Source organism: Bradyrhizobium sp. RDM12 (assembly GCF_051917485.1).
In the GTDB taxonomy this organism is placed as follows: domain Bacteria; phylum Pseudomonadota; class Alphaproteobacteria; order Rhizobiales; family Xanthobacteraceae; genus Bradyrhizobium.
The window spans coordinates 241,935-264,089 of sequence record NZ_CM133064.1 but is presented as its reverse complement, the minus strand read 5'-3'; the positions used below and the strand labels follow the sequence as shown (position 1 = coordinate 264,089).

17 protein-coding genes and 1 pseudogene are annotated in these 22,155 nt (G+C 60.7%); 6 read left to right on the top strand and 12 right to left on the bottom strand.

Annotation, left to right across the window (positions count from 1 at the left end):
* Positions 1-54: 54 nt before the first annotated feature.
* From ACTGJ9_RS01250 to ACTGJ9_RS01240, 3 genes and pseudogenes are all read right to left on the bottom strand, one after another.
* Positions 55-270 (bottom strand): annotated as a pseudogene (locus ACTGJ9_RS01250) (cytochrome ubiquinol oxidase subunit I); the annotation flags it as partial.
* A gap of 11 nt (positions 271-281) precedes the next feature.
* Positions 282-2,021 carry a ubiquinone-dependent pyruvate dehydrogenase gene (gene poxB / locus ACTGJ9_RS01245; protein ID WP_456675588.1) on the bottom strand — a complete coding sequence of 580 codons (1,740 nt, stop codon included), beginning with the start codon at positions 2,019-2,021 and terminating at the stop codon, positions 282-284.
* Positions 2,022-2,448: 427 nt separating this feature from the next.
* The gene (locus ACTGJ9_RS01240) at positions 2,449-2,733 is read right to left on the bottom strand and encodes a hypothetical protein (RefSeq protein ID WP_456675587.1); all 285 of its coding nucleotides are present in this window, start codon (positions 2,731-2,733) and stop codon (positions 2,449-2,451) included.
* Positions 2,734-2,960: 227 nt separating this feature from the next.
* Between ACTGJ9_RS01240 and ACTGJ9_RS01235 the strand changes: the two genes are divergently transcribed.
* On the top strand, positions 2,961-3,188 hold the full coding sequence (locus ACTGJ9_RS01235; protein ID WP_085351486.1) for a hypothetical protein: 228 nt from the start codon (positions 2,961-2,963) through the stop codon (positions 3,186-3,188).
* 515 nt (positions 3,189-3,703) lie between these two features.
* Here the strand turns inward: ACTGJ9_RS01235 and rpoH are convergent.
* From rpoH to ACTGJ9_RS01220, 3 genes are all read right to left on the bottom strand, one after another.
* Complete coding sequence (rpoH, locus tag ACTGJ9_RS01230; RefSeq protein ID WP_456675586.1) at positions 3,704-4,657, bottom strand: RNA polymerase sigma factor RpoH; 954 nt, start codon at positions 4,655-4,657, stop codon at positions 3,704-3,706.
* Positions 4,658-5,136: 479 nt separating this feature from the next.
* Positions 5,137-5,739, bottom strand: coding sequence for a sensor histidine kinase (locus tag ACTGJ9_RS01225; protein WP_456675585.1), 603 nt, complete (start codon positions 5,737-5,739; stop codon positions 5,137-5,139).
* A 198-nt stretch (positions 5,740-5,937) separates the two neighbouring features.
* Entirely contained in the window at positions 5,938-6,444 is a 507-nt protein-coding gene (locus ACTGJ9_RS01220) for a MarR family winged helix-turn-helix transcriptional regulator (protein ID WP_459115379.1), read from the bottom strand.
* Positions 6,445-6,774: 330 nt separating this feature from the next.
* On the opposite strand from ACTGJ9_RS01220, the gene ACTGJ9_RS01215 reads away from it, so the two are divergent.
* Positions 6,775-8,142: an ATP-binding protein gene (locus ACTGJ9_RS01215; RefSeq protein ID WP_456675584.1), complete on the top strand. Its 1,368-nt coding sequence runs from the start codon at positions 6,775-6,777 to the stop codon at positions 8,140-8,142.
* A gap of 577 nt (positions 8,143-8,719) precedes the next feature.
* Here ACTGJ9_RS01215 and ACTGJ9_RS01210 read toward each other — a convergent pair.
* Positions 8,720-11,830: an efflux RND transporter permease subunit gene (locus ACTGJ9_RS01210; protein WP_456675583.1), complete on the bottom strand. Its 3,111-nt coding sequence runs from the start codon at positions 11,828-11,830 to the stop codon at positions 8,720-8,722.
* Positions 11,827-12,996 (bottom strand): efflux RND transporter periplasmic adaptor subunit, encoded by a 1,170-nt coding sequence (locus ACTGJ9_RS01205; protein WP_456675582.1) that lies wholly within the window; start codon positions 12,994-12,996, stop codon positions 11,827-11,829. The genes ACTGJ9_RS01210 and ACTGJ9_RS01205 overlap by 4 nt, the downstream gene beginning before the upstream one ends.
* Before the next feature lie 44 nt (positions 12,997-13,040).
* On the opposite strand from ACTGJ9_RS01205, the gene ACTGJ9_RS01200 reads away from it, so the two are divergent.
* The gene (locus tag ACTGJ9_RS01200) at positions 13,041-13,619 is read left to right on the top strand and encodes a hypothetical protein (RefSeq protein WP_456675581.1); all 579 of its coding nucleotides are present in this window, start codon (positions 13,041-13,043) and stop codon (positions 13,617-13,619) included.
* A 222-nt stretch (positions 13,620-13,841) separates the two neighbouring features.
* Here the strand turns inward: ACTGJ9_RS01200 and ACTGJ9_RS01195 are convergent, their stop codons facing one another.
* From ACTGJ9_RS01195 to ACTGJ9_RS01180, 4 genes are all read right to left on the bottom strand, one after another.
* Entirely contained in the window at positions 13,842-15,176 is a 1,335-nt protein-coding gene (locus ACTGJ9_RS01195) for a sensor histidine kinase (protein ID WP_456675580.1), read from the bottom strand.
* 46 nt (positions 15,177-15,222) lie between these two features.
* A complete protein-coding gene (locus tag ACTGJ9_RS01190) occupies positions 15,223-15,900 on the bottom strand; it encodes a response regulator transcription factor (RefSeq protein ID WP_456675579.1) in 678 nt (225 codons plus the stop codon).
* A gap of 276 nt (positions 15,901-16,176) precedes the next feature.
* On the bottom strand, positions 16,177-18,363 hold the full coding sequence (locus ACTGJ9_RS01185; protein WP_456675578.1) for a molybdopterin cofactor-binding domain-containing protein: 2,187 nt from the start codon (positions 18,361-18,363) through the stop codon (positions 16,177-16,179).
* A gap of 11 nt (positions 18,364-18,374) precedes the next feature.
* On the bottom strand, positions 18,375-18,836 hold the full coding sequence (locus ACTGJ9_RS01180; protein WP_456678414.1) for a (2Fe-2S)-binding protein: 462 nt from the start codon (positions 18,834-18,836) through the stop codon (positions 18,375-18,377).
* 330 nt (positions 18,837-19,166) lie between these two features.
* Here ACTGJ9_RS01180 and ACTGJ9_RS01175 point away from each other — a divergent pair, with 330 nt between their 5' ends.
* From ACTGJ9_RS01175 to ACTGJ9_RS01165, 3 genes are all read left to right on the top strand, one after another.
* On the top strand, positions 19,167-19,628 hold the full coding sequence (locus tag ACTGJ9_RS01175) for a DUF305 domain-containing protein (protein WP_456675577.1): 462 nt from the start codon (positions 19,167-19,169) through the stop codon (positions 19,626-19,628).
* Between the two features lie 106 nt (positions 19,629-19,734).
* Entirely contained in the window at positions 19,735-20,805 is a 1,071-nt protein-coding gene (locus ACTGJ9_RS01170; RefSeq protein ID WP_456675576.1) for an SDR family NAD(P)-dependent oxidoreductase, read from the top strand.
* 350 nt (positions 20,806-21,155) lie between these two features.
* Entirely contained in the window at positions 21,156-22,097 is a 942-nt protein-coding gene (locus ACTGJ9_RS01165; protein ID WP_456675575.1) for an HpcH/HpaI aldolase/citrate lyase family protein, read from the top strand.
* Positions 22,098-22,155: the final 58 nt, after the last annotated feature.

The window sequence follows — 22,155 nt, the reverse complement described above, 5'->3', positions numbered from 1 at the left end:
GTCCCGATTGGATGCCGATCACCCCGAAAACGGGGTCCTTATTCCATGCCGAAACACACCGGAGACCACGCCGAGACCGAAGGCAACGCCAAAGATCTTGAGCCAGAACTCGAAGAGCGCGCGGTAGGCGGGGCGTCCTGTCGCGATGTACAATGCCTCCAGAATCGTGAGCCACGCTGCAAGGCCGATCGTGAACGATGGAAAGATGATGTGGAAGGAGATGGTGAAAGCGAACTGAAGGCGCGACAGAAGCAGCGCTGTGAGTTCCATTGCTGCCTCCCTCAGCGCCAAAGATTGGAGCGGGCGAGGTCCACGACCTCGTCGCCGCGTCCGCTGATCACGGCCTTGATCATGTAAAGCGTAAAGCCCTTCGCCATCTCCAGCGTAATCGAGGGCGGCATCGCGAGCTCGGTTCGGTTCACAACCGCATCGATGAGAACTGGCCCGTCATGGGCGAGCGCCGCAGCGATTCCATTATCGACCTCGGCCGGGTCTTCGAGGCGAATGCCGCGAATCCCTGCGGCTTCGGCCATCGCTGCGAAGTTCGGATTCTTGAGCTCGGTTCCATAATCAAGTATCCCTGTCGACTTCTGCTCGAGCTCGATGAAGCCCAACGCACTGTTGTTGAACACGACGACCTTCACCGGAAGGCGCTGCTGAACGAGGGTAAGGAAATCTCCCATCAGCATCGTGAAGCCGCCGTCGCCAGAGAGCGAGATCACTTGCCGACCCGGACACGCGGCTTGCGCACCGAGGGCTTGCGCCATCGCGTTGGCCATGGAGCCGTGCCAGAATGATCCGAGGAGCCGGCGCTTGCCGTTCATCTCGAGATAGCGGGCGGCCCACACTGTCGGCAGACCGACATCGCAGGTGAATACCGCATCTTCAGCTGCCTGGTCGCTGATCGCCTTCGCGACCTGCTGAGGGTGGATCAATCCGCCGCCCGGCCTGCCGACGGCAAGCTCGTCAAGCCCCTTGCGCGCCTTGGCGTAGTGTCGCTGGGCTTGCACGAGATGCGCAGCGTCGGTCTTCTGCGTGAGCAATGGCAGCAACGCCGCAAGCGTCTCGCTCACGCCGCCAACGACTCCGACATCGACCGAGGCCCGGCGGCCGATATTCTCGGGCCGCAAATCCACCTGCGCAATGCGCGCACCACCCGCCTCCGGATAGAACTGCCTGTAAGGAAAGTCGGTCCCCAGCATCAACAGGACATCGCAATCGCGCATGGCGTAATAGCCGGAAGAAAAGCCGATCAGCCCTGTCATTCCAACGTCATAGGGATTGCTCCATTCAACATGCTCCTTGCCGCGCAAGGCGTGCACCATTGGTGCTTGGAGCAGTTCACCGAGGGCGAGCAGCTCGTCATGGGCGCCCGCGCATCCTGAGCCGCACAAGATCGTCACGCGGCTTGCGTCGTTGAGCAATTTCGCCAACCGATCGAGATCGGCGGGAGCGGGTGTGACGACCGGAACAGGTGGTAGCAACATTGCGCGCTTCGGCGGTGGCGCCACTGCAGCGATCTGCAAGGCGACGTCCCCCGGAATGACGAGGACTGACGCGCCGCGCTTGCCGACCGCCTCCCGGATCGCGGTCTCCAAGGCGCGCGGCATCTGGTGGGATCCGGACACGAGCTCGCAGTAGTGGCTGCATTCCCGAAACAGCTCTTGCGGGTGCGTCTCCTGAAAGTACCCGCTGCCGATTTCAGGTGAGGGAATGTGTGCAGCGATCGCAAGAACGGGCACGCGCGAACGGTGGCAATCGAATAGTCCATTGATGAGGTGAAGATTGCCGGGTCCGCAACTGCCCGCGCACACAGCGAGTTCGCCCGTCAGATGCGCGTCGGCGCCGGCGGCAAAGGCCGCCACTTCCTCGTGCCTGACGTGAATCCAATCGATCTTCCCATGGCGGCGAATAGCGTCGGTGAGGCCGTTGAGGCTATCGCCGACCACGCCATAGATGCGTTTGATTCCCGCAGCCGCGAGGGTTTCCACGAACTGGTCGGCGACTGTTTTGGTCGGCATTAACGCCTCCTCTGGAAAAGTGAGGACGAACCTGGAGGGCAGCCACCGCTGCTCGCAGAATCGCAAGTTCTGTCCAAGAAGGTAGCGAGACTGGCGCGCGGAGTTATTAAATTGGCTTTTAGGCCGACTAAATTCGAGTTTACAAGCGGTGCGGCGGCTTCAATTGGCTCGGCCACCATGGCCCAGAGGTTTGCGACTGTTGAGGCGTCGAGAGATTGCGCCGTTGTCCCCTGAGGCTTTTGACGCAGCGCGAAAGGCGTGGCGACGAGCTATGGCGCTATCCTGTGCAATGCGCGTTCGCAGCTGGCCACATTTTGCAAGCCGACGCGCAGAACGTCGGCTGTGCAATGCTATCAGTGCTCGTTAAGCCTCTGCTCGCAGCATCGAGTCAGTTGGTTCGGAAAAACGAGTCGGAGCTTCGCCGGAGTCAACAGCCCCGACAGAGGGAATTAATCATCTTGTCGACCTTCGCCTCTTCACGGTCGATGGCGGGATTGGTCCCCAGCAAAGGGCCATTCATGCGATGGCCGTTGCTCACGGCGTCCGACGACAGCGCTGTACCCAACGAGTTCGTCCCGGGTGTAGCTGCGCTGGAGCCGAAGACGCCGCCTGTCCTGAGCGTCTGATGCAAGCCCATTCCCCCACGGGCGAATGTCGGGTTGGTTATAAGACCGAGAAAGGGGGCGACTAGGAGAACACAGATCTTCTTCATGACGAAAGTCCTTTCATACAGAGAAGTAGGAAAGGCGCCGCAAGCGCAGAGTAACGATTCGTTGTGTGTAGATTGACTGTCAACCGGGAGCTTGCTTCCCTTGGGCAGTAACTCACAGCGCGTTGAACGTCCGTGAGCGAATATTGCATTTCGAATCCCGGCATCGACTCCGACCTGTGTGGGTGAAAGCCAAATGGTTTGGCTTCACCCTTCATAGGAGTAGTTCGATGACCAAAATCAAGCTGTTGTCGGCCGGACTGATCGCGACCGCGATGCTTGCGACGCCCGCCATGGCTCGCGAGCACTACGTAGCCCAGCGGCATGTGGCGGCGGCTGCCTCCACGGCCGAGCGTGACGTTGATGGGCGTGTGTGCGTTCCGGCCCCCCGCGTGGGCGCATTTGCGACGGCGCCGTGGACGGGCGACAATGTCCCTTGCGAGCCTCAGCCGTTTTGAGTCGATAAGCCGCGCGTGCCAACGTTGGCTTCCAAGCAGCATTGGGCTGATCCATCATTCGGTCAGCCCAATGCCGTCCGACACTGCTCTCCCGACGAGAAATAGGACCGGCAGGAACATTCCAGATCGATCGTTCGATCGATTGCGACACGTTGGAGCAGACTTGCGGCCCGTGCGGCTGCGGGACCTTCTGCACAGGGTCGAATCACCCGCACTCGATCGCTCAAGCCTCTCTTGACTCCGGGCGACTGCGCGGATCCAGACAACCGCGTGGAAACGTCATCATGATCCCTCTGTGGATCTCCGGGACGCGGCCATATTCCCGTCTCCAGAATGACATCCAGAACGCCGGAGAAATGAAGCGTCAGGCGATTGCCCCGCTCTCCAGCGTGCGATTACGAACGTCGCATTATCGGCCTCACTCGTGTTGCGTCCAAGGCGCTCCGGCGAGCTTTACGGTCCCGCGCGAGCCCGAACCGGCGGTGATAGGCCCGCCGCCGTTGTCGAAGAAAGCTCTATGCCGCTTCCATCTGTTTATTGCGCTCCTCCGGCTCGGAATTCGATGCCGACCTGTCCGGCCTGAGGTTCCTCCTGGCGGCCCGCTTGACCTTTTCAAACGCGCAGGTTTCGATTTGCCGGACGCGCTCGCTAGAGATCGACAGTTCGCACGCCAGGACCTCGAGCGTGGCAGGGCGGTCGTTTAGCCGGCGCGCCTCGAACACCCGTCGTTCGCGTGACGTAAGAGTATCCACTGCGGCGCGCAGCGCGCGTGCTTGCTGCTCAGATTCGTCGTGTTCGGCCAGGAGCGCCTCCGCCGTCGGCGATGGGTCGACCAGCCTCGACTGCCAGTCCACCGTCTCGCTATCTTCGCTAACGAGCCTGTTCAGCGACAGGTCGCCATTCAGGCGGCGGTCCATCTCCAGAACGTCGCGAGGCGAAACCTCCAGCCGCTTAGCGATGGTATCGGCCACCTTCGGCGTGAGGCTGGACGTCTCGCTGGCAAGCTTCCTCATTTCGCGCCTGAGACTGAAGAACAGCTTCTTCTGGGCGGCCGTCGTTCCGATCTTGACCAGGGACCAGGATCGAAGAATGTAGTCGTGGATCGTAGCCTTGATCCACCACAGCGCGTAGGTCGAGAAGCGCGAGCCTCGAGCCGGCTCGTATCGTGTTGCGGCCATGACCAAACCGAGATTGGCTTCGGAGATGATGTCAGCGAGCGGGAGGCCATATCCCCGGTAGCGCTTCGCCACGCTCGCGGCGAGCCGAAGATGGCTGGTCACGAGGGCGTCAGCAGCTGTTTGATCGCCCAGCTCTTGCCAGCGGCGCGCAAGCTGCTGCTCTTGCTCCTGTTCAAGCATCTCGAAACGGCGTATGGCGCCAGCGTACCGTCCAAACGGGGATGACTCCGTCCGATTGATCGCCGTGGTTTTCAAACTGGTTTGCGCGACGGCTACGTTGCAGTCCTGCATGATGCAGCTCCGATGATTGAGCCCAGCATCTATGGATTAGGGAACGAGCTGCCGATGCGCTATTAAAAGGCAATTCCGGCGTTTAAATTCGCCTGTTAGCTGAACGGGGGGCGCGACCGACTGCGCGCTCGAGGCAGGTTGGTGGCGGGGATCTCAAGCGGCGGTGGAGCTTGACGCAGCTTCCTGCGCCGGCGCGGGCCGGTCGCGGAACGTTTGCTGCAGACGATCAAGATAGAGGTAGACCACAGGCGTCGTGGACAGCGCCAGCAGCTACGCCAGCGTTTGCCGTTTATCGCGAGATAGTGTGCGGCCCACCCGGTTGGCAGGGCGACATCGCAGGTGAAAGTCGATCCTCGGCCGCCTGGTCACTGGTCGTCTTGGCGATCTGCTGGACCTCTGCCGAGCCTACCCACGGCAGGCTCGTCAAGCCTCTCGCGCGCGGCGATTCTGCGACGAGCGTCGTCGCCGCATTGCGCTCGCTACGGGCCCAAATCTCGATCTAGATTGATGAGCATGGAACAAGCAACGCCCGCCGGCCCGAAGTGGAGTTGCACGTCGCCGTATTGGTCGAGAGCCTTCGTAATCAGGCGCGAACCAAAACCGCGGCGCTTGGGCTGCTTCACCTCCGGCCCGCCAGCCTCGTACCAGACAAGGGCGAGCTTACCGGCGGCTCCGAGTGTCTGCTGGACCTCCCAGGTTAGATTGACAGTCCCGCCTGTTGAACTCAGCGCCCCGTATTTCCTGGCGTTCGTGGCGAGCTCATGAACGACCAAGTGCAACCAAAGTGCCAGCTGCGATCCAAGTTCTACATCGGGTCCGCCCAAGACGACCTGACCGCTTCGTGCGCAACAGGAACGCATCGTCTGCTCCAGCAATTCAGCGAGCCGGATTCTCCCTGTGTCCGATCGGTACATCACTTCATAAAAGTCGCTCAAGCCGGAAATTCGGGCGATCACCTTTTGGCGGTAATCGTGCACGATCCGAGATTCCGTCTGTCCAAGAACCGCTTCGATCATGGCCAGCAGATTCCGAATCCGATGATTGACCTCCTGCAGCAAAAGAGGGAGGCCTTCGCCGTTCATTCGAGCGCGTGGACCTCTGTCGCCGGCAGTTCGGGGGACGCTCAGGATTCCGGAGGTACCGTCCTGCTGATATCGATCCATCTGATTTCCCATTGGCTTCTGGAGACTAGGGGACAATAGATCGCCGAAAAACTCAGGCCACTAAACTCGCGTTTCCTGCATTAAATCCGAATTTAGCGGCGCTTCGCTGATCGCTAGTCATCTATCGGAGAGACGGGAGTCGACTTTCCGCTGGTAGTCCAGCAGCCGGTCGCGGATGCCGGATACTTCGCGCTGGACCCTGACGAGTTCGCCCTCGGACATCCCGAGGGCTTCTTCGGCACAGGCTCCTATATTCGCGGCTTCGGGACGCAGCGCGAGGCCCCGATCCGTCAGGCGCACGCGAACCTGCCGCTCGTCTTCGGGATCACGCGTGCGGACGATGTGGCCGATGCCTTCGAGCCGCTTCAGGATCGGGGTCAATGTGTTCGACTCAAGGAAAAGCGCCTCGCCCAATTCTTTGACCGTACGGTCATCCCGCGCCCAGAGCACCACCATCACCAAGTATTGAGGATACGTGAGTCTTATTCTGCTCAGCAGCGGGCGGTAAAACTGATTGAATGCATGCCCCGCCGAATAGATCGAGAAGCACAGCAATTCGTTCAACGCAGGACCGCGCTTCGTTTGGGTCTTTTGTCGGATCTGACGCTTCTCTCGGATCGCCACTGGAACCTCCACAAAATATACCACAGTATAGATCGCGCGCGATTGAATCGCCAGCGCTTGACAGGGAAAATCAAACGAGATAATCGAACGCGCACGATCAAATCGTCCACGCTAGTTGTGCAGCGTGCGGGTTCTTCCGTGGAGGCTCAATGATGAGCTCGATCGTCTCAGGCGACTCTGCCAAAGCAGCCGCTGAAGTCCTGTCAGAAATGCAGGCTGAAGCGGTGATGCCACGCGCGGCGCAGCTACGGACCAGCTGATGATGGCATCAATCGCGCGTGGGTTTATGCCGCGGCCAGCGTATCGAAAGCTGCGCGTTGAGCCATGCCAATGAGCCCGCATAAGCGACTGGCGTCGACGAGCTTCCGCTGGGCCGGTATGTTTTCAGGCGTGTGCGCGATATGCTTGCTGCTGACATGGGGATTTTTGCATTGGTGGATCTCCAGGCATGCGATCGCTGACATCGATCAGGCGATTACCGATCTGGCCGATGTCTTTTCAACACTCCCAACCCAGAGGTTGAATCAGGAGTTTCAGCAGTTCCTCGAGCGGGATCTGCGCCGGGTGCATCTGATAGGGCTGTTCGCAGAGGATGGCAGCCGCCTCGGTGGCAATGTCGAAACTCTGCCATTTGGGCTAGTCGCTAGCGAATTCGCTCGTGAACGTGTCATGATACGCGTCGACCCCTTGGGGCGCGAGGAAAAGGTAGCGCGCGCTATTGTCCGTCGACTTGCCGATGGATCGAGGCTGGTCGTCGGTCGCAGCATCGACGAAGTAAGGCGAGCGGGAAGTGCGGTCGATGACGCTTTGGCCTTGAGTGTTGTCCCGGTCCTGTGCTTCGGATTGGCGGCCGGAGCCCTCATGAGCAGGAGGGCGCGCGCACGTATCGATGTGTTTGACCGATCGGTTCAGAAAATCCTGACAGGGGATTTGCGCGAGCGCGTGCCGCTGAGGGGCACGAACGATCCGTTGGATGAGTTTGCAACATTGTTTAATGCAATGCTAGATGAGATCGAGGCTCTCATCCGCGGGCTTGCCGGCGTTGGAGATCAGATCGCACACGATCTGCGCACGCCACTGACGTTCGTCAGGATGGTTCTTGAGCGCGGCCGCGACGACGCAACGCGCCTCGACGAGGTACAAATGGTGTTTGAGCAGGCCATTGGAGGGCTTGATCGATCGCTTAACATCATCACGGCGTTGCTTCGTATCGCCGACATCGATCAGAATAAGCGCTTGGCGAGATTCTCCGATGTCTCACTAACGGAACTCGTGCGAGCAGCCGGAGAACTCTATGAGCCGCTCGCCGAACAGAAAGGCGTCGCTCTGACCGTGGAGGCGAACGGCGAAATCATTGCCTGGGGCGACCGCGATCTCCTGCTCGAAGCTATTTCAAATCTGGTCGACAACGCCGTGAAATATACTCCGGAAGGCGGCCGGGTCGAACTGAAGCTATGCCGTACCGAAAACGAGGACTTCGTCCGTATCACCGATAGTGGCCCTGGGATCCCTGAAGCGGAGCGAGATCTCGTCACCAGACGCTTTTACCGATCGGAGAGGACCCGTCGTGCGGCGCCGGGCCTTGGACTGGGGCTGAGCCTGGTGCACGCGATCATAAAGCTGCACGGTTTCCAATTTACGATCTTGCCCGGGCCGGGTTGCGTCGTGCAGATTTCGTTCGCTCGGGCTTCGTCGTGATGTTCAAGTTGGAAGCTGGCTTGATTGGTCGGCCCGCCAGTCGGCGACGCCTATGCGGCTTCTTCTTTGAAGTTCGACTTCTGACGAACGCAGCTCCGCATCCGGCCTCAAATGCCTTCAGTCCGCTTGACCTTTACCAAAGGGGGCGAGCGAGAAGTCTCCTGCGCTCGATGAACTGGCGCGCGAACTCTGGATTTCCAGCGAGCGCATGCGGCAGATAGAGGCGGGCGAACGGAATTCTGGCGCACCTTAACGCGGCACTGGATGCGCTGACAACACGCGAGCCGCGAATGTTCGAAGCAAGGCGGCCGCTTCGTCGTCCTCAGCCACGATCATCTCGGCAATGGGCGATAGGTCCACCAGCGACTGCGACACGTCGCCATTCAGGCGGGGTCAATCTTCAGAACGTCGCGAGGCGAAACCTCCAGCCGCTTAGCTATGACATCGGCCGCCTCCGGCGGGAGGCTGGACGCCTCGCTGGCAAGCTTGCGCATTTTCGCGATCGAGGCGGATAAATTCTGTGTTAGCTGAATCGGGGGCGCGACCGAGCGCTCGGCGCAGGTTGGTGGCCGGAATCTCAAGCCGCGGTGGAGCTTGACGCAGCCTCCTGCGCCGGCGCGGGATGGCGCCGGAACGTCTGCTGCAGGCGATCAAGATAGAGGTAGACCACAGGCGTGGTGAACAGCGTCAGCAGCTGCGAAAGTATCAACCCACCAACGATCGTATATCCGAGCGGCTGTCGTATCTCGGATCCGGTACCGGTGCCCAGCATCAGCGGCACCCCGCCCAAAAGCGCTGCCATGGTCGTCATCAGAATAGGTCTGAAGCGGAGCACGCAGGCCTGGTAGATCGATTGCTCGGATGTCAGCCCTTCATTGCGCTCCACCTCGAGGGCGAAGTCGACCAGCATGATGCCGTTCTTCTTGACGATGCCAATCAGCAGAATGATCCCAATGATCGCGATCACGCTAAGATCCATATGCACGACGATGAGGAGAAGCAACGCGCCGATGCCGGCGGAGGGCAGGGTGGAGAGGATGGTGATGGGATGAATAAAGCTTTCGTACAGAACGCCGAGGATGATGTAGATGACGATCAGCGCCGCGAGGACCAGCACTAGCTCGCCGGAAAGTGCCGCCTGGAATGCGTTCGCGTTGCCTTGGAAGGTGGTGGCGAGCGAGAGCGGCTTGCCGCTGGTGCGCTCGAACTGCTGGATCGCGGCAACCGCGGTCCCCAGCGCCGCGCCCGGTTTCAGGTTAAACGAAATCGTGGTCGAGGGGAACATTCCCTGATGGTTGATAACGATCGGCGCGGCGGTGACGGTGCTTTTGGTGAGTGTGCTCAGCGGGACTTGTTGTCCGTTGGAGGAGTTGAGATAGATCTGCTGCAGCACAGTTGGGCTGGTTTGGAAGCGCGGAAGGACTTCCAATACCACGTGATACTGGTTGAGCGACGTGAAGATGGTGGAGACGATGCGCTGGCCAAAGGCGTCGTCGAGCGTATTGTCGATGGCCGAAGGGAGAATCCCGAAGCTTGACGCGACCTCCCGGTTAACGGCAACATCAAGGCGCGGCCCGGCGTTCTCCTGGTCGGTCGTCACGTCGGCAATCTCTGGAATGCTCTTCAGCTTGTCCAGGAAGATGGCCGACCAGTGATTGAGCTCGTTCTGGTCGGAATCGGTCAGCGTATATTGAAACTGGGTCTTGGCCAGCCGCGCACCGACCGTGATGTCCTGGGCGGCTTGCATGTAAAGCGTGATGCCCTCCACCGAGGCGAGCCTGGTTCGGAGCCGGTTGATCACTCCGTCTGCACTGGCGTCGCGCTGCTCGCGCGGCTTGAGCGTAATGAAGACGCGTCCCTGATTGACCGTGGCCACCCCGCCACCGGCGCCGATCGCGGAGCCCACGGACAGGACCGCGGGATCCTCGACCACCTTGGCGATGATGGCGTGCATGCGCTGGCTCATTGCGGGGTAGGAGATATCCTGTGCGGCTTCGGCGACCCCGACGATCAGGCCGGTGTCCTGCTGCGGAAAGAAGCCCTTTGGAATAACGACGTACAGATAGCCGGTTACGGCGATGGCCAGGAACATCGTCATCAGTGTGATGAGGCGGTGGCGTAGCGCCAGCTTCAGTCCACGTTCATAGAGCGCAAGCAGCCCGTCAAAGGCGCGTTCGGACTGCCGGTAGAGCCATCCATGATTGCCCGTGTCATGCTGGAGCAGGCGTGAGCACATCATCGGGGTCAGCGTCAGCGAGATCACGAGCGAGAGGATCAGCGACACGCTCACCGTGATCGCGAATTCCTGGAACAGCTTTCCAACGTAGCCGCCCATCAGGAACAGCGGGATAAAGACTGCGATCAGCGACAGCGTGATCGAGATGATCGTGAAACCGATTTCGCGCGAACCCCTCAGGGCCGCCTCCATCGGACTCAATCCTGCTTCAAGATGGCGGACGATGTTCTCGATCACCACGACGGCGTCGTCCACCACAAAGCCGATCGCGATCGATAGTGCCATCAGCGAGAGATTGTCCAGGCTGTATCCGAGCGCATAGAGGGCGGCGAAGGTGCCGATCAGCGATAGCGGTACGGTGATGGCGGGTATTACCGTGGCCCAGAAATTGCGCAGGAAGACGAAAATGACCATCACGACAAGTGCGACCGTCAAGAGCAGCGTGAACTGCACGTCGGAAACGGAGGCTCGAATCGTCTGGGTGCGGTCGGACAGAATATCGAGCTTGATGCCCGGCGGCAGCGCGGCCTGTAGCTGAGGCAGCTGGGACTTGATCAGGTCGACGGTCTGGATGACGTTGGCGCCGGGTTGGCGTTGAATGGCCAGGATGATCGCCGGTTGTTTGTTGACGAAAGCGCCGATCTGGTTGTTCTCGGATGCTTCGATGACGTTGCCGATGTCGCTGACGTGCACCGGTGCGCCGTTGCGGTACGCGACGATCAGGTTCTTGTAGGCGTCCGGCTTGAGCAGCTGATCGTTGGTGCCCAGCGTAAAGGTCTGGTGCGGACTGTTCAGCGTGCCCTTCGGCTGATCAACATTGGCCTGCATCAGCACGTTGCGGACGTCTTCCAGGCCGATGCCGCGATTGGCAAGTGCCTGCGGATCGACCTGGACCCGGATCGCCGGCTTTTGCTGCCCGCCAATACCGATCAGACCGACGCCCCCGATCTGCGAGAGTTTCGGCACCAGGATGTTTTCGGTAAAGGCATCCACCGTCGTGAGCGGCAAGGTGTTGGACGTCAAGCCGAGCACCAGGATCGGCGTGTCCGCAGGGTTTACCTTGCGGATGGTCGGAGGGTAGGGAATTCCTGTCGGCAAATATGGCGTCGCCGCGTTGATCGCGGCGAGAACGTCGGTCGCCGCGCTGTCGATATCGCGGCTGAGGTCAAATTGCACGGTGAGCTGGGTGTAGCCGAGTGCGTTCGCAGAGGTCAGCTGGGTCAAACCGGGGATCTGCGAAAATTGCTGCTCAAGGGGTGTCGCAACCGACGAGGCCATGGTCTGCGGATCGGCGCCAGGCAGCCTCGCGGTCACCGAGATCGTCGGGAAGTTGACGTTCGGCAGGGAGGCGACGGGAAGCAGGCGATAGGTGACCAGTCCGCCGAGCAACAGCCCGGCCATCAGCAGCACCGTCGCGATCGGCCGGTGAATGAACGTCGCGGATATGTTCATGGGATTTCCTGCTCGACGGAGTTCTGGAGATCTGCTTCCTGCGCTGCGCTGCCCTGGAGCTCCTGCACGCGGGTACCAGGCTGAAGCCTGTATTGCCCATCGATCACAATCTTCTCGTTGGCCTGAAGCCCTGAATCGATCAGCGCGCTGCCATCGCTGATTTCGGCAACCCTCACTGGCCGCGTCGTCACCGTTTCGTTTGCCCCGATCATCCAGACGAAGGGCCCGTGTGGTCCCTGCTGAATGGCTGAGGCGGCAATGGTCAACCCGTTGTGGCGGGTTTCGAGAAAGAGTCGCGCATTGATGAGTTCGCCCGGCCAAAGCATCCGTTTCGCATTGGGAAAGCTCGCCCGTAGCTTGATCGTGCCGGTGGTCTGGACGATCTGGTTGTCCACCAGATCAAGCTTGCCCTCGTCGAGCTGGGTCTTGTCATCCTGACTATAGGCGAGCACCTTCAGTGGTCCCTTGGCCATCTCCCGATTGATCTCCACAAAGTCGGTCTGGGGAAGCGAGAACAGCAATGAGATTGGCTGGATCTGGGTCACATCCACTAGGCCAGCTGTATCGGTCGGATGGATGATGTTGCCGATATCGACCTGGCGAAGGCCGGTCACGCCGTCGATTGGAGATGTCAGCTGCGTATAGCTCAAATTCGTCTTCGCTTGCTCGATGACGCCCTCATCGGACTTCACCATCGCCTGAAGCTGGGCCAATTGGGCCTTCGTGGTATCGACGAGCTGCGTGCTTGCCCAACCGTTCTTGGCCAGCGGCACGTACCGGTTCAGATTGGCCTGTGCATTGTCGACTTGCGCCTGATCGCGATCGCGATTGGCGATCGCCTGATCGAGCTGCGCTTGATAAGGGCGCGGATCGATCTCGGCGAGGAGATCGCCTTTTTTGACGGTCTGTCCCTGCGTGAAGGCGATCTTGATGAGCTGGCCGGTGATCTGGCTGCGCACGATGACGTTGTTATAGGCAATCACCGTGCCTACGCCACGCCGGTAGATCGGCACGTCGTGACGAACCACCGTTCCCGCCACGACCGGCACCGAATCCGGCGCAACGCCAACCATGTTCGGTTTGGGCGGGCGGATTTGCCGGGCGGCCAATGCAGCTCCTCCGGCAACCACCACGCCAGCGAGAATAACGAGCCATAGCTTGCGCATGCAACGCTCCCTGAAGCAGTCAGCAGCCTGATGAGGATGAAAAATTGTTCATGCCGGTAGCGCCGCTCATCGAGGAAGCGGAGGAGCCGGACGTGCATGGCGCCGTGGTGTACGCAGTGCCCGAAGTGTTGGGTAGCGGTACCGCTGTCATCGGGCTTTCGCCGCTGGTATCGGCCTCCGTTGCACCCAGCGGGATCGTGCCGCCAACCACGCCCGCCGTCGAGGCCGCAGGCTGGCTTGAAGAGGTTGTGCTGCTTGATGTCGTGGCGCAGCTTGAGCTCGGTGTCATGCCGCCGCCGTCGAAGGTCGATGACGAGGATGAAGAGCTGCTCGTTGCACCCGTAGAAGAGGTCGACGACGTACCCATTGCGCCCGTCGAGCCAGTCGCATTGCAGGACGCGCTAACCGTCGGACCTAGACCGCCAGAATCGATTTCGGTTGCCCCAAGCGGGACGCCGGCGCCAGTAAAGCTGCTGCTCGTTCCGTTGGAGCCCAGTGTGCCCATCGGGGAAGTCGCACCCATTGCCGAGGGGCCGGCGGTTGTTTGCGCGTCGCTGGCTGCGCTGGCGCAAAGCAGCGCAAGCGCTGCCACGAACAATCGTCGCCGCATCGGCATCTCCTGATCATCGATTTGCAAATCGCCCTCTGAACCAACGAGAGTTCCGTTGAACCGATAGGAGCGGTTCGACGCGTCGGCTTAGAGGCGCCTTAGCTAGGAGTAGAGATACGCGGCCGGCGGATTGGGGCCACTAAATTCTCAGCGGCAAAGTTAAACTCGAATTTAGGGTCATGGCTATCGCCGGGCGCCTGGGCAGATCTGCTCGTACAGACGCGTCGCGATGCTCTCAACTGACTTGCGGTGGACCGCGTTCGAACACGATCTCCGCAACGCAACCCCGTCCGGTTGGCGCTGGCGACAGCCCGAACTGAACTCCGTGCAATTTTGCGATCGCAACCACCAGGCTCAGACCCAATCCAAGCCCAGGCTCTCCGCGGCTTTTGTCGGATCGATAGAAGCGTCTCGTGACGAGGTCACGCTCGCTCGGCGCGATTCCGCGCCCGGTGTCGCTGACGTGCACGATGCTCTTTTCTCCGATGCGACAGAGCTTGAGTTCGATATGCCCGCATTCCGGCGTGAATTTCACGGCGTTGTCGACGAGATTTGCAATGGCCTCGAACAGCAGGTCGCGATCGCCCTGAACCACCATCTTCTCTTTGGCTTCTACGACCAGGGTTACGCCTTTGTCTTTGGCCATAGGCTCGTAGAGCTCTCCAACGTCGCGTACCAACTCCGCCAGGTCGACCTCACGGAACCCCTCCAAACGCCGACTATGCTCGATTTCGGTGATGCGGAGCAGGGCAGTGACCATCGTTAATGATTGGTCGAGCCCCCCGATGGCGCGATCGACAGCCTCCTTCAGCTCGTCAAGAGTCTTCGCTTTGTGCCGTCCGCTCTCCAGGGTCATCCGCACATTCGTGAGCGGCGTTCGCAGGTCGTGAGCGATGTCGTCGCCCACTCCGGCAACACTACGCAGAAGCTCCTCCATTTCATCCAGCATTGCATTGATAAGCCGCGCCAGCTCGGTGAACGGAGCCCCACCTTGTTCCGGCAAGCGTTCGCGCAATTCGCCCGCCACGATGCGTTGGATCTGCCGGTTGTACTGGTCGAGCCGTTGTTGCGTCCTGATGCTCAGGAATGCTCCAAACAGCGAACCAAGGCACAGCGAAGGAATGAGCCCCCATGCGACTGCTCGCTCTATCGTGCTGCCGATTTCAGACAGTTCGTCGGTGTTCCGGCCGATGAGGAGGATCGCTCCATCATCAAGCTTGCGTGCGACGGCGCGCGCCAACTGTTGCTCGCGGCCGGCGGCATCTATCCGCACCACTGAAAGCTGCTGTGGTGGGGTGTCTGGCTGTAGGTTGCGCGGCAAACTTTCAATGTTTCCGATCACACGGTTTCCGTGCGCGTCGAAGAGGCCGCCGAGCTTCACCCGCCGCGGATCCCCGTCGAGGTGTTGCTGGAGGGCTTGGAGCCGCTGCTGTGGAGGAAGGCTGGAGAACGTATTGGCGCGATCGATAATCAGCCGATCGACACTCGCGGTCACGTATCTGGAAGTCGGCCAGTAGATGAAGGCGATGATCAGGAAGACGCAGATCGCGAACGCGCCGATTGCGACCATGCTCCCGCGAAGAATGGTCGATCGGAAGGCTCTCGTTCGAATAATCTTAGGAAGGCGCACGCAACATAAATCCTTCTCCCCGGATATTTAGTATCATCGGCGGCTGACCGGCCGGATCGACCTTGCGGCGGAGCCGGCCCATATGCACATCGACGAGATTGCTCTGGGGCACGAACTTGTAGTTCCAGACTTCTTCAAACAGCATCGCTCGCGTGAGCAGTTGGTCGACCCGGCGCATCATGTATTCGAGTAGCCGAAACTCGCGCGGCAAAAGATCAAGCGGGCGACCCTCGCGCGTAGCGGTGCGCTCCAGCAAATCGACTTCAAGTGGTCCGACCCGCAGCACGGTGTCGCGGCTTTCACCAGGCCTTCGCAGAAGGGCCTCAATCCTCGCAATCAGCTCCAGGATCGCAAATGGTTTGGTCAGATAGTCGTCACCGCCGGCCCGCAACCCGCGAATTCTGTCATCCACCGCTCCGAGGGCGCTCAAGACCAGAACGGGGGTGCGCACCTGCTCCTGCCTGGCAACCTCGATAATGGTCAGGCCGTCGATTCCGGGAAGCAGACGGTCGACGATCATGACATCGGCCCGGCCTGCGCGAGCTTTGTCGAGCCCCTCAATGCCCGTCGCCGCCCGGTCGACCTCGTATCCACGACCAGCCAGTTCAGCCGCGATCTGCTGGGCGGTCTCGTCGTGATCCTCGATCAGCAGCACCTTCGGCATTGCGACTTCCTTGGCACCACGGCCGCTCGCAGATGGCAGGAGCCTGCCCAATTGCCACCGACAAGGCTGACTGTCGGTTGCGAAATTGTACAATAACCACATAGCCCTAGCACGAAGCCGAGCTTCATTAAATCCAGTTTAGTTTCGTAAATTCGACTTTACGGCGCGCGCGCTTGCATGGACGAGGCTGCGCGTGGCTCGCAGGATGGTTTCAGGTGAGACTCGCCGCTCTGGTCAGGGCAGACGTTAACGAACTCACAAGCGCGCAGTGTCTGTTCAGCTGGCGCGGAGTGCCGCCAACACTTTGGGCGGCGTGAACGGCACCGAGCGCAGGCGTGCGCCCGTAGCTTCGAACACGGCCCCGGCAATGGTGGAGGGGACGACGGCGCAGGTGGGCTCCCCGCCGCCCCAGGGGACCTCTTGCGGGCGATCGATCAGATCGATCACGACCTCTGGGATCTCAGGAAAGGTCAGAATGGGATAGCTGGCCCAATCAAGGCTCGTGACCATCGAGCGATCGAAGGTCACTTCCTCCTTCAGGATTCGGCTCACGGTTTGGACGACGCAGCCCTCAATCTGATTGCGCAGTCCGTCAGGGTTGATGATCTGGCCGCAATCATGCGCCACGTAGAAGCGCTTCACCGCGAGGGCGCCAGTCTTGCGGTTGATTTCCACCTCGGCGACCGCGCCGACGTAGGTGCGCACCAGTTCGTATTTCACATAGGCAAGCCCGCGTCCCGTGACGACCTCGGCATTGCGATCCTGTTTTCGCCGCTCACGCCATTTGCTGAGCTTAGCCAGTCGCTCCAGCAGTTCCTTGCCGCGCGCGTCATCCAGATGTTTAAGCCGAATGTCAAGCGGATCCGCGCCAATGCTCGCCGCGATCTCGTCAAGGAAGGATTCGTTGGCGAAGGTATTTTGCAGGCGTCCGGGCGAGCGGATCCAGGCAGGTCGCAGGGGTGTTGACTGCAACCGGTGAGCGGTCGTCGTGACGTTTGGAATGTCATACGGAATGGAGAGATCATTGAGCACGCCGCCAGGGCTGAGCTTGCCGAGACTGTTGAGCCCGGCAAGCTCAGCGCCGGTGAGCGGCACAAAGGTCGCCGATCCGTCAGGCACGAACAGTTCGGATTCCCACGCCGCCAGATTTCCCTGCGGATCGACCCCGGCTCGCATGTCGAGTAGTGTCGGCGGTCCCTTGGGATCCCAGCCGTGCTCGTCGGCGCGCATCCATTGCACCCTGACCGGCGTGCCGACCGCACGCGCCAGCAGCGCCGCGTCGGCCGCGGCGTCCTCGTGCCCATTGCGGCCATAGCAGCCCGCGCCCTCGACATAGACGCAGCGAACGTCCGCGTCGGATAATGCCAGCATCGCAGCCAGTTGCTTGCGCAAATCGTGTGTCGCCTGCGAGGCGGTCCAGCAGGTGAGCTTGCCATCGATAAAGGTCGCCACGGCACAGGACGGGCCGATCGAGCCGTGGGTGTGGATCGCGAAATCATAGGTCGACCGAAGCTTGCGTGGCGCGGCACCAAGGACCCCGCCCGAGCTGCCGAGACGGCTGGTGACATCGTCATGCACGACAGGCGTATCGCGTACGTGCTCCCAGATCTTGCTCTGGTCCGGGAGGTCACTCCAGCTTGACCAGGTCACCTTCAGCTGTTGGGCGGCCTTGATTGCGCTCCATTCGCTTTTGGCGACGACGCCAAGAAAGTTGCTGATGCGGACGATCTTCACAATTCCAGGTATGTCGGCGATTGAAGACTCGTCATAGGAGACGAGAGTCGCACCGAACCCCGATGGACGCACCACTCGGCCGTGCAGCATGCCGGGGATTGTGAAATCCTGCATGAAAGTGAAGCGGCCATCCACCTTGTCCGGAATGTCCAGGCGGCGCACCGGCTTGCCGACGACGGTGTAATCGCCAGGCGCCTTCTGCGGCGCGTCCTTTTCGATGTCGAGAGCAAGGCTCGTCGGTTCAACGAGACTCCCAATCGGCAGCCGTTCGCCGCCTGCGGCAGTGACGACACCGTTTCGGATCGAAAGTGTGGAAATGTCGCGACCCATCTGCGCAGCCGCGCGGCGCAGAAGGGCCTGACGCGCGGTGGCCGCAGCGCGGCGCAGCTGCATGCCACCGGTCTGAATCGAAAAGCTTCCGCTGGTCGTGCCTTGGTTTGGCGTGAGCGCGGTGTCGCCTTCGATGATCGTGATCTGCTTCATGGAGACGTCAAGCTCGTCCGCGACGATCTGGGTTAATGCGGTCCGCACCCCGGTGCCGAGATCGACCTTTCCGGGATAGACCGTCACCCTTCCATCCTGTGCGACAGCAAGGAAGCCGTCGACCCGATCAGACGACAGGGATTTTTCGGCGGCGGGCGTGGCGGCGCGTGCCATCGGCAGGCTGAAGGCCACAATGAGCGCGCCGCCTGCCTGCAACAGCTTGCGCCGATTGATCATCTCGTCCATGGCGCGTCCCCTTACGAGCTTGCCGCAGCGCGCACGACCGCGCGCAGAATCCGCAGATGCGTTCCGCAACGGCAAAGATTGCTCGCCAGTTCTGTCTTGATCTCTTGCTCGCTCGGCTTCGGATTGCGCGCCAAAAGGTCCGCCGATTGCATGATCATGCCGTTGATGCAGTAGCCGCACTGGACTGCCTGCTCTTCGATGAACGCGCTTTGCAGCGGATGGGGATTGCTGGTCGTGCCGAGCCCTTCGAGCGTCACGACGCGGCCGGACACTGCGGATAGCGGTGTAACGCAGGACCGAACTGCCCTTCCGTCGATGTGGACAGTGCAGGCGCCGCATTGGCCGAAGCCGCAACCGAAGCGCGGTCCATGCAGACCAAGCTCATTTCTCAGCACGTAAAGCAGGGGAGTATCAGGATCGTCGACGGTTACTGAAGCGACTTTACCGTTCACGTTCAAGGAAGTCGTTGCCATCGTACAATTCCTGCCTTGCGCTCCGATCGCCAAGCCTCTTGCCCGGGTTGGAGCGCGATGACGCCGCGATGAAAGAGCCGTAAGGGCCGTGCACCGAGCGGATTAATGACAGGAGCGAAGTAGGGAGGTGGCGCACTCGCCCCAAGCAAAAACTTTAAGTATCAATTTGAATTGAGCGCTCGGTAGCTCTGCGTCCGACTGGAGCCCCGCTCATCAAACCTAAATCGAAATTTAATTGAGTGCGCCATCTGGTGCGCCGACTTCGAGAAATCGACAGCCTGGCATTTTGTAAGTCCGGCTGGGCAACGGGTCATCCCTTTGGAGGTCAACATGGCACTTTCCCCGCGCACAATCGTGCTGTCCACGATGCTGCTAACGGCTGCAGCTTCACCGTCGTGGGCACAGAATTCAACAAGCGCGAACCCCGGCACAGGCAGCGCCGCTCGCAGCGAGCAGCAATTCATAGTCGACAATGACCTGGCGATGAGTGACATGACCAGAGCGATGCTCGTCAAACCAACCGGTGACGTGGACCATGACTTTGCTGCCATGATGATTCCTCACCATCAAGGCGCGATTGATATGGCGCGCGCCGAGCTGAAATACGGTCACAACGAAGAACTTCGGCGGCTGGCGCAGAACATCATCGCGCAACAGCAGCAGGAGATATCCATCATGCGCCGCGCCACCGGGGAGGAGTCTCAGGCAAGCGACACGCCGTTGCCGCCATCGAGGCCAAAGCCGGATGCTGCGAATTCTCCAAGCGCAATGAACGCGATGCACATGAAGTGAATTCGGTCAAACCCCGCCGTTCAGGAAGACTGAGCAGCCTGCACCAGCGCCCCGCTGAAGGCGATCGCCGGACCGGCACGACGACTGAGCTAAAAGGAGCTTTCCAATGAGCGAGAATCCTCGCGTTGAATTTCAACCTACCGGCAATGGTGTGCGACGGCGCGCGGTGCTGGTCGGCGCAGGGCTGGCGGCAACAGGCCTGGCGCTATCAGGCGGCGTTGCAGCAGCCGAACCAATAAAGCATGCATCGGTAGCCGAGCCGGTCAGCGGGCCCTATCCGAAACCTCCTGCCGGAAGAACCGCCGGGCCGATCCTGCCGGGGCGCGGCTCGGCGCTGGTCGGCAAGATCGCGGTGGTGACCGGTGCGGCCCGCGGAATTGGCCGTGCGATTGCCGTCGAATTCGCTGCCAATGGTGCTGATGTCGTTGCCATCGACATTGCAGGACCGGTCAGCCCGACTGCCGATGCAATTCCGGCCACCGGGGCAGAACTCGCCGAGACAGTGTCCGAGATCGAGAAGTATGGCCGGCGCGGCACCGCAGTCAAAGCGGACGTTCGTGACATGAAGGCTTTGCGAGCGGTTGCCGAGAGAGTGGAGCGTGAACACGGAAAGATCGATATCGTTGTCGCCAATGCCGCCATTCAGGGTTGGAAACCGCTGATGGAAATGGACGACATGGACTGGCGCGACCAGATTGAGAATAATCTCAACGGGACTGCCAATACCATTCGCGCCTTTGGACCCAAGCTGGTCGCCGCCAATCAGGGTCGCATCATTCTGCTCTCTTCGATGCAAGGCAGAATGGGCACGATGGATGGGGCAAGCTATTCCGCGTCAAAATGGGGCATCTTGGGGCTGATGAAATCGGCCGCCCTGGAGCTCGGTCGGCACAACGTCACCGTCAACGCAATCTTGCCGGGACTGGTCGGCACGCCTTTGACCTACAATGAGCAGCGGTTCCGGGCGGCAATCGCACAGTCTAATCGCCAACCCCCGGCGCACCCGACCGCGCAGGAAACCTGGGACGCTCGTGCTCCGACTGTGCCGCTTCAGGTGGGATGGCTGCAGCCCGAAGACATCTCGCCGGTGGCGGTCTTCCTGGCATCCGACGCCGCTGCGCTGGTAACCGGCAGCGAATTTGCAGTCACCGGTGGAGACGCGGCCAAGGTCAGCTGATCGACACGCGCGAATACGCGTGCTGCTCGTGTGGTCGGGTGGCACGCGCCGAAGCGCTCCACAGTCTTCTGCACATCACCCGAATTTGTAACGCGGTCGCGGTGGCGCGAAACAACTGCCAACGTGCACGTGCGCATCGGCGCGTTTCCATTCGCCACCGAAAGCGGGGAAGCGCATCGAGCGCAGCAAATGCCGCTTCAACGCGTCCCAAGCTATGAAGGAAAGTTTAGTCACCTTAAGGTCTATTTAATGGTGCCGCCACGCGGTCTGCTTACCTGCGTTGCATCAATGATCGAGTGAAGTCTCCCCGCGGGAGAGTTGCTCATCCTGGCGACGAAAGGCGGACGATAATGGCGAACATCGATGAAGTGAATTCCGGCTCCCGCATCGAAATACAGTCGGGGAATGGCGCCCGCCGGCCGACTGTTTCGCTCCGCAGCCGCCTTCGTGCATGCCGAAGTTTCCTGCTCACGCCAGGCTCCAGGCCCGAGCGTTTTGCCAGCACCCGGGCGTTCGGCGGCGATGCTATCATCGTCGATCTCGAGTCGACCGTCGCTCCTGACGACAAGCGCCACGCGCAAGACGCGGCGCTGGCCTTCTTTCGTGAACCGCCTGCAGCCGATTTCATGCGCATCCTTCGCGTCAACAGTCCGCGCTCTGCGATCGGGCTGCGTGACCTGCTGGCCCTGCTCGAAGCCGGCAGCCAGCCCGATGCAGTCATACTTCCCAAGTGTCAATCGGCGGACGAAATCCGTGTCGTGGTCGATATCCTGGATGGCTCCACGATCGGCATCATCCCCATGGTCGAACTCGCCCGGGCGGTGTTCGTTGCCGAGCTTATGGCCGATGCCCATGAGCGTGTTTGCGGCCTGTTCCTGGGTGGCGGCGATCTCGCTGCCGACCTCGGCGTGGAAGGCACATGGGAAAACCTGCTGTATGCGCGATCCAAGTTCGTGACGGCGGCGGCCAGCACCGGCCTTGCTGCTATCGACGTGCCCTACTTCAAAGCGGACGAGGCCGGGCTCAGACAGGAAGCGATGGCGAGCCGCAAACTCGGCATGACAGGAAAGGCAGCACTTCACGCCGAGCAACTCGCCGTCATTAACACCGTCTTCACGCCCTCGCCGGACGCCGTGAGCCACGCACGTTCTGTCGTCGCTGCCTGCGATACCGCCGGCCGTAGCGCGCCGGTTCTAGCCGGCCATGTCTTGGAGCCGGCAATGTTGCGCGAAGCCGAGCGCATCCTGGCGATCGCGAGGAAATCGCACAGCGTCTTGCAGAAATCTCGCTGAGGTAGCTCGCGAGATCACGCCGAGAATACGCCGCGCAAGACGAATCCGACTTCAATCC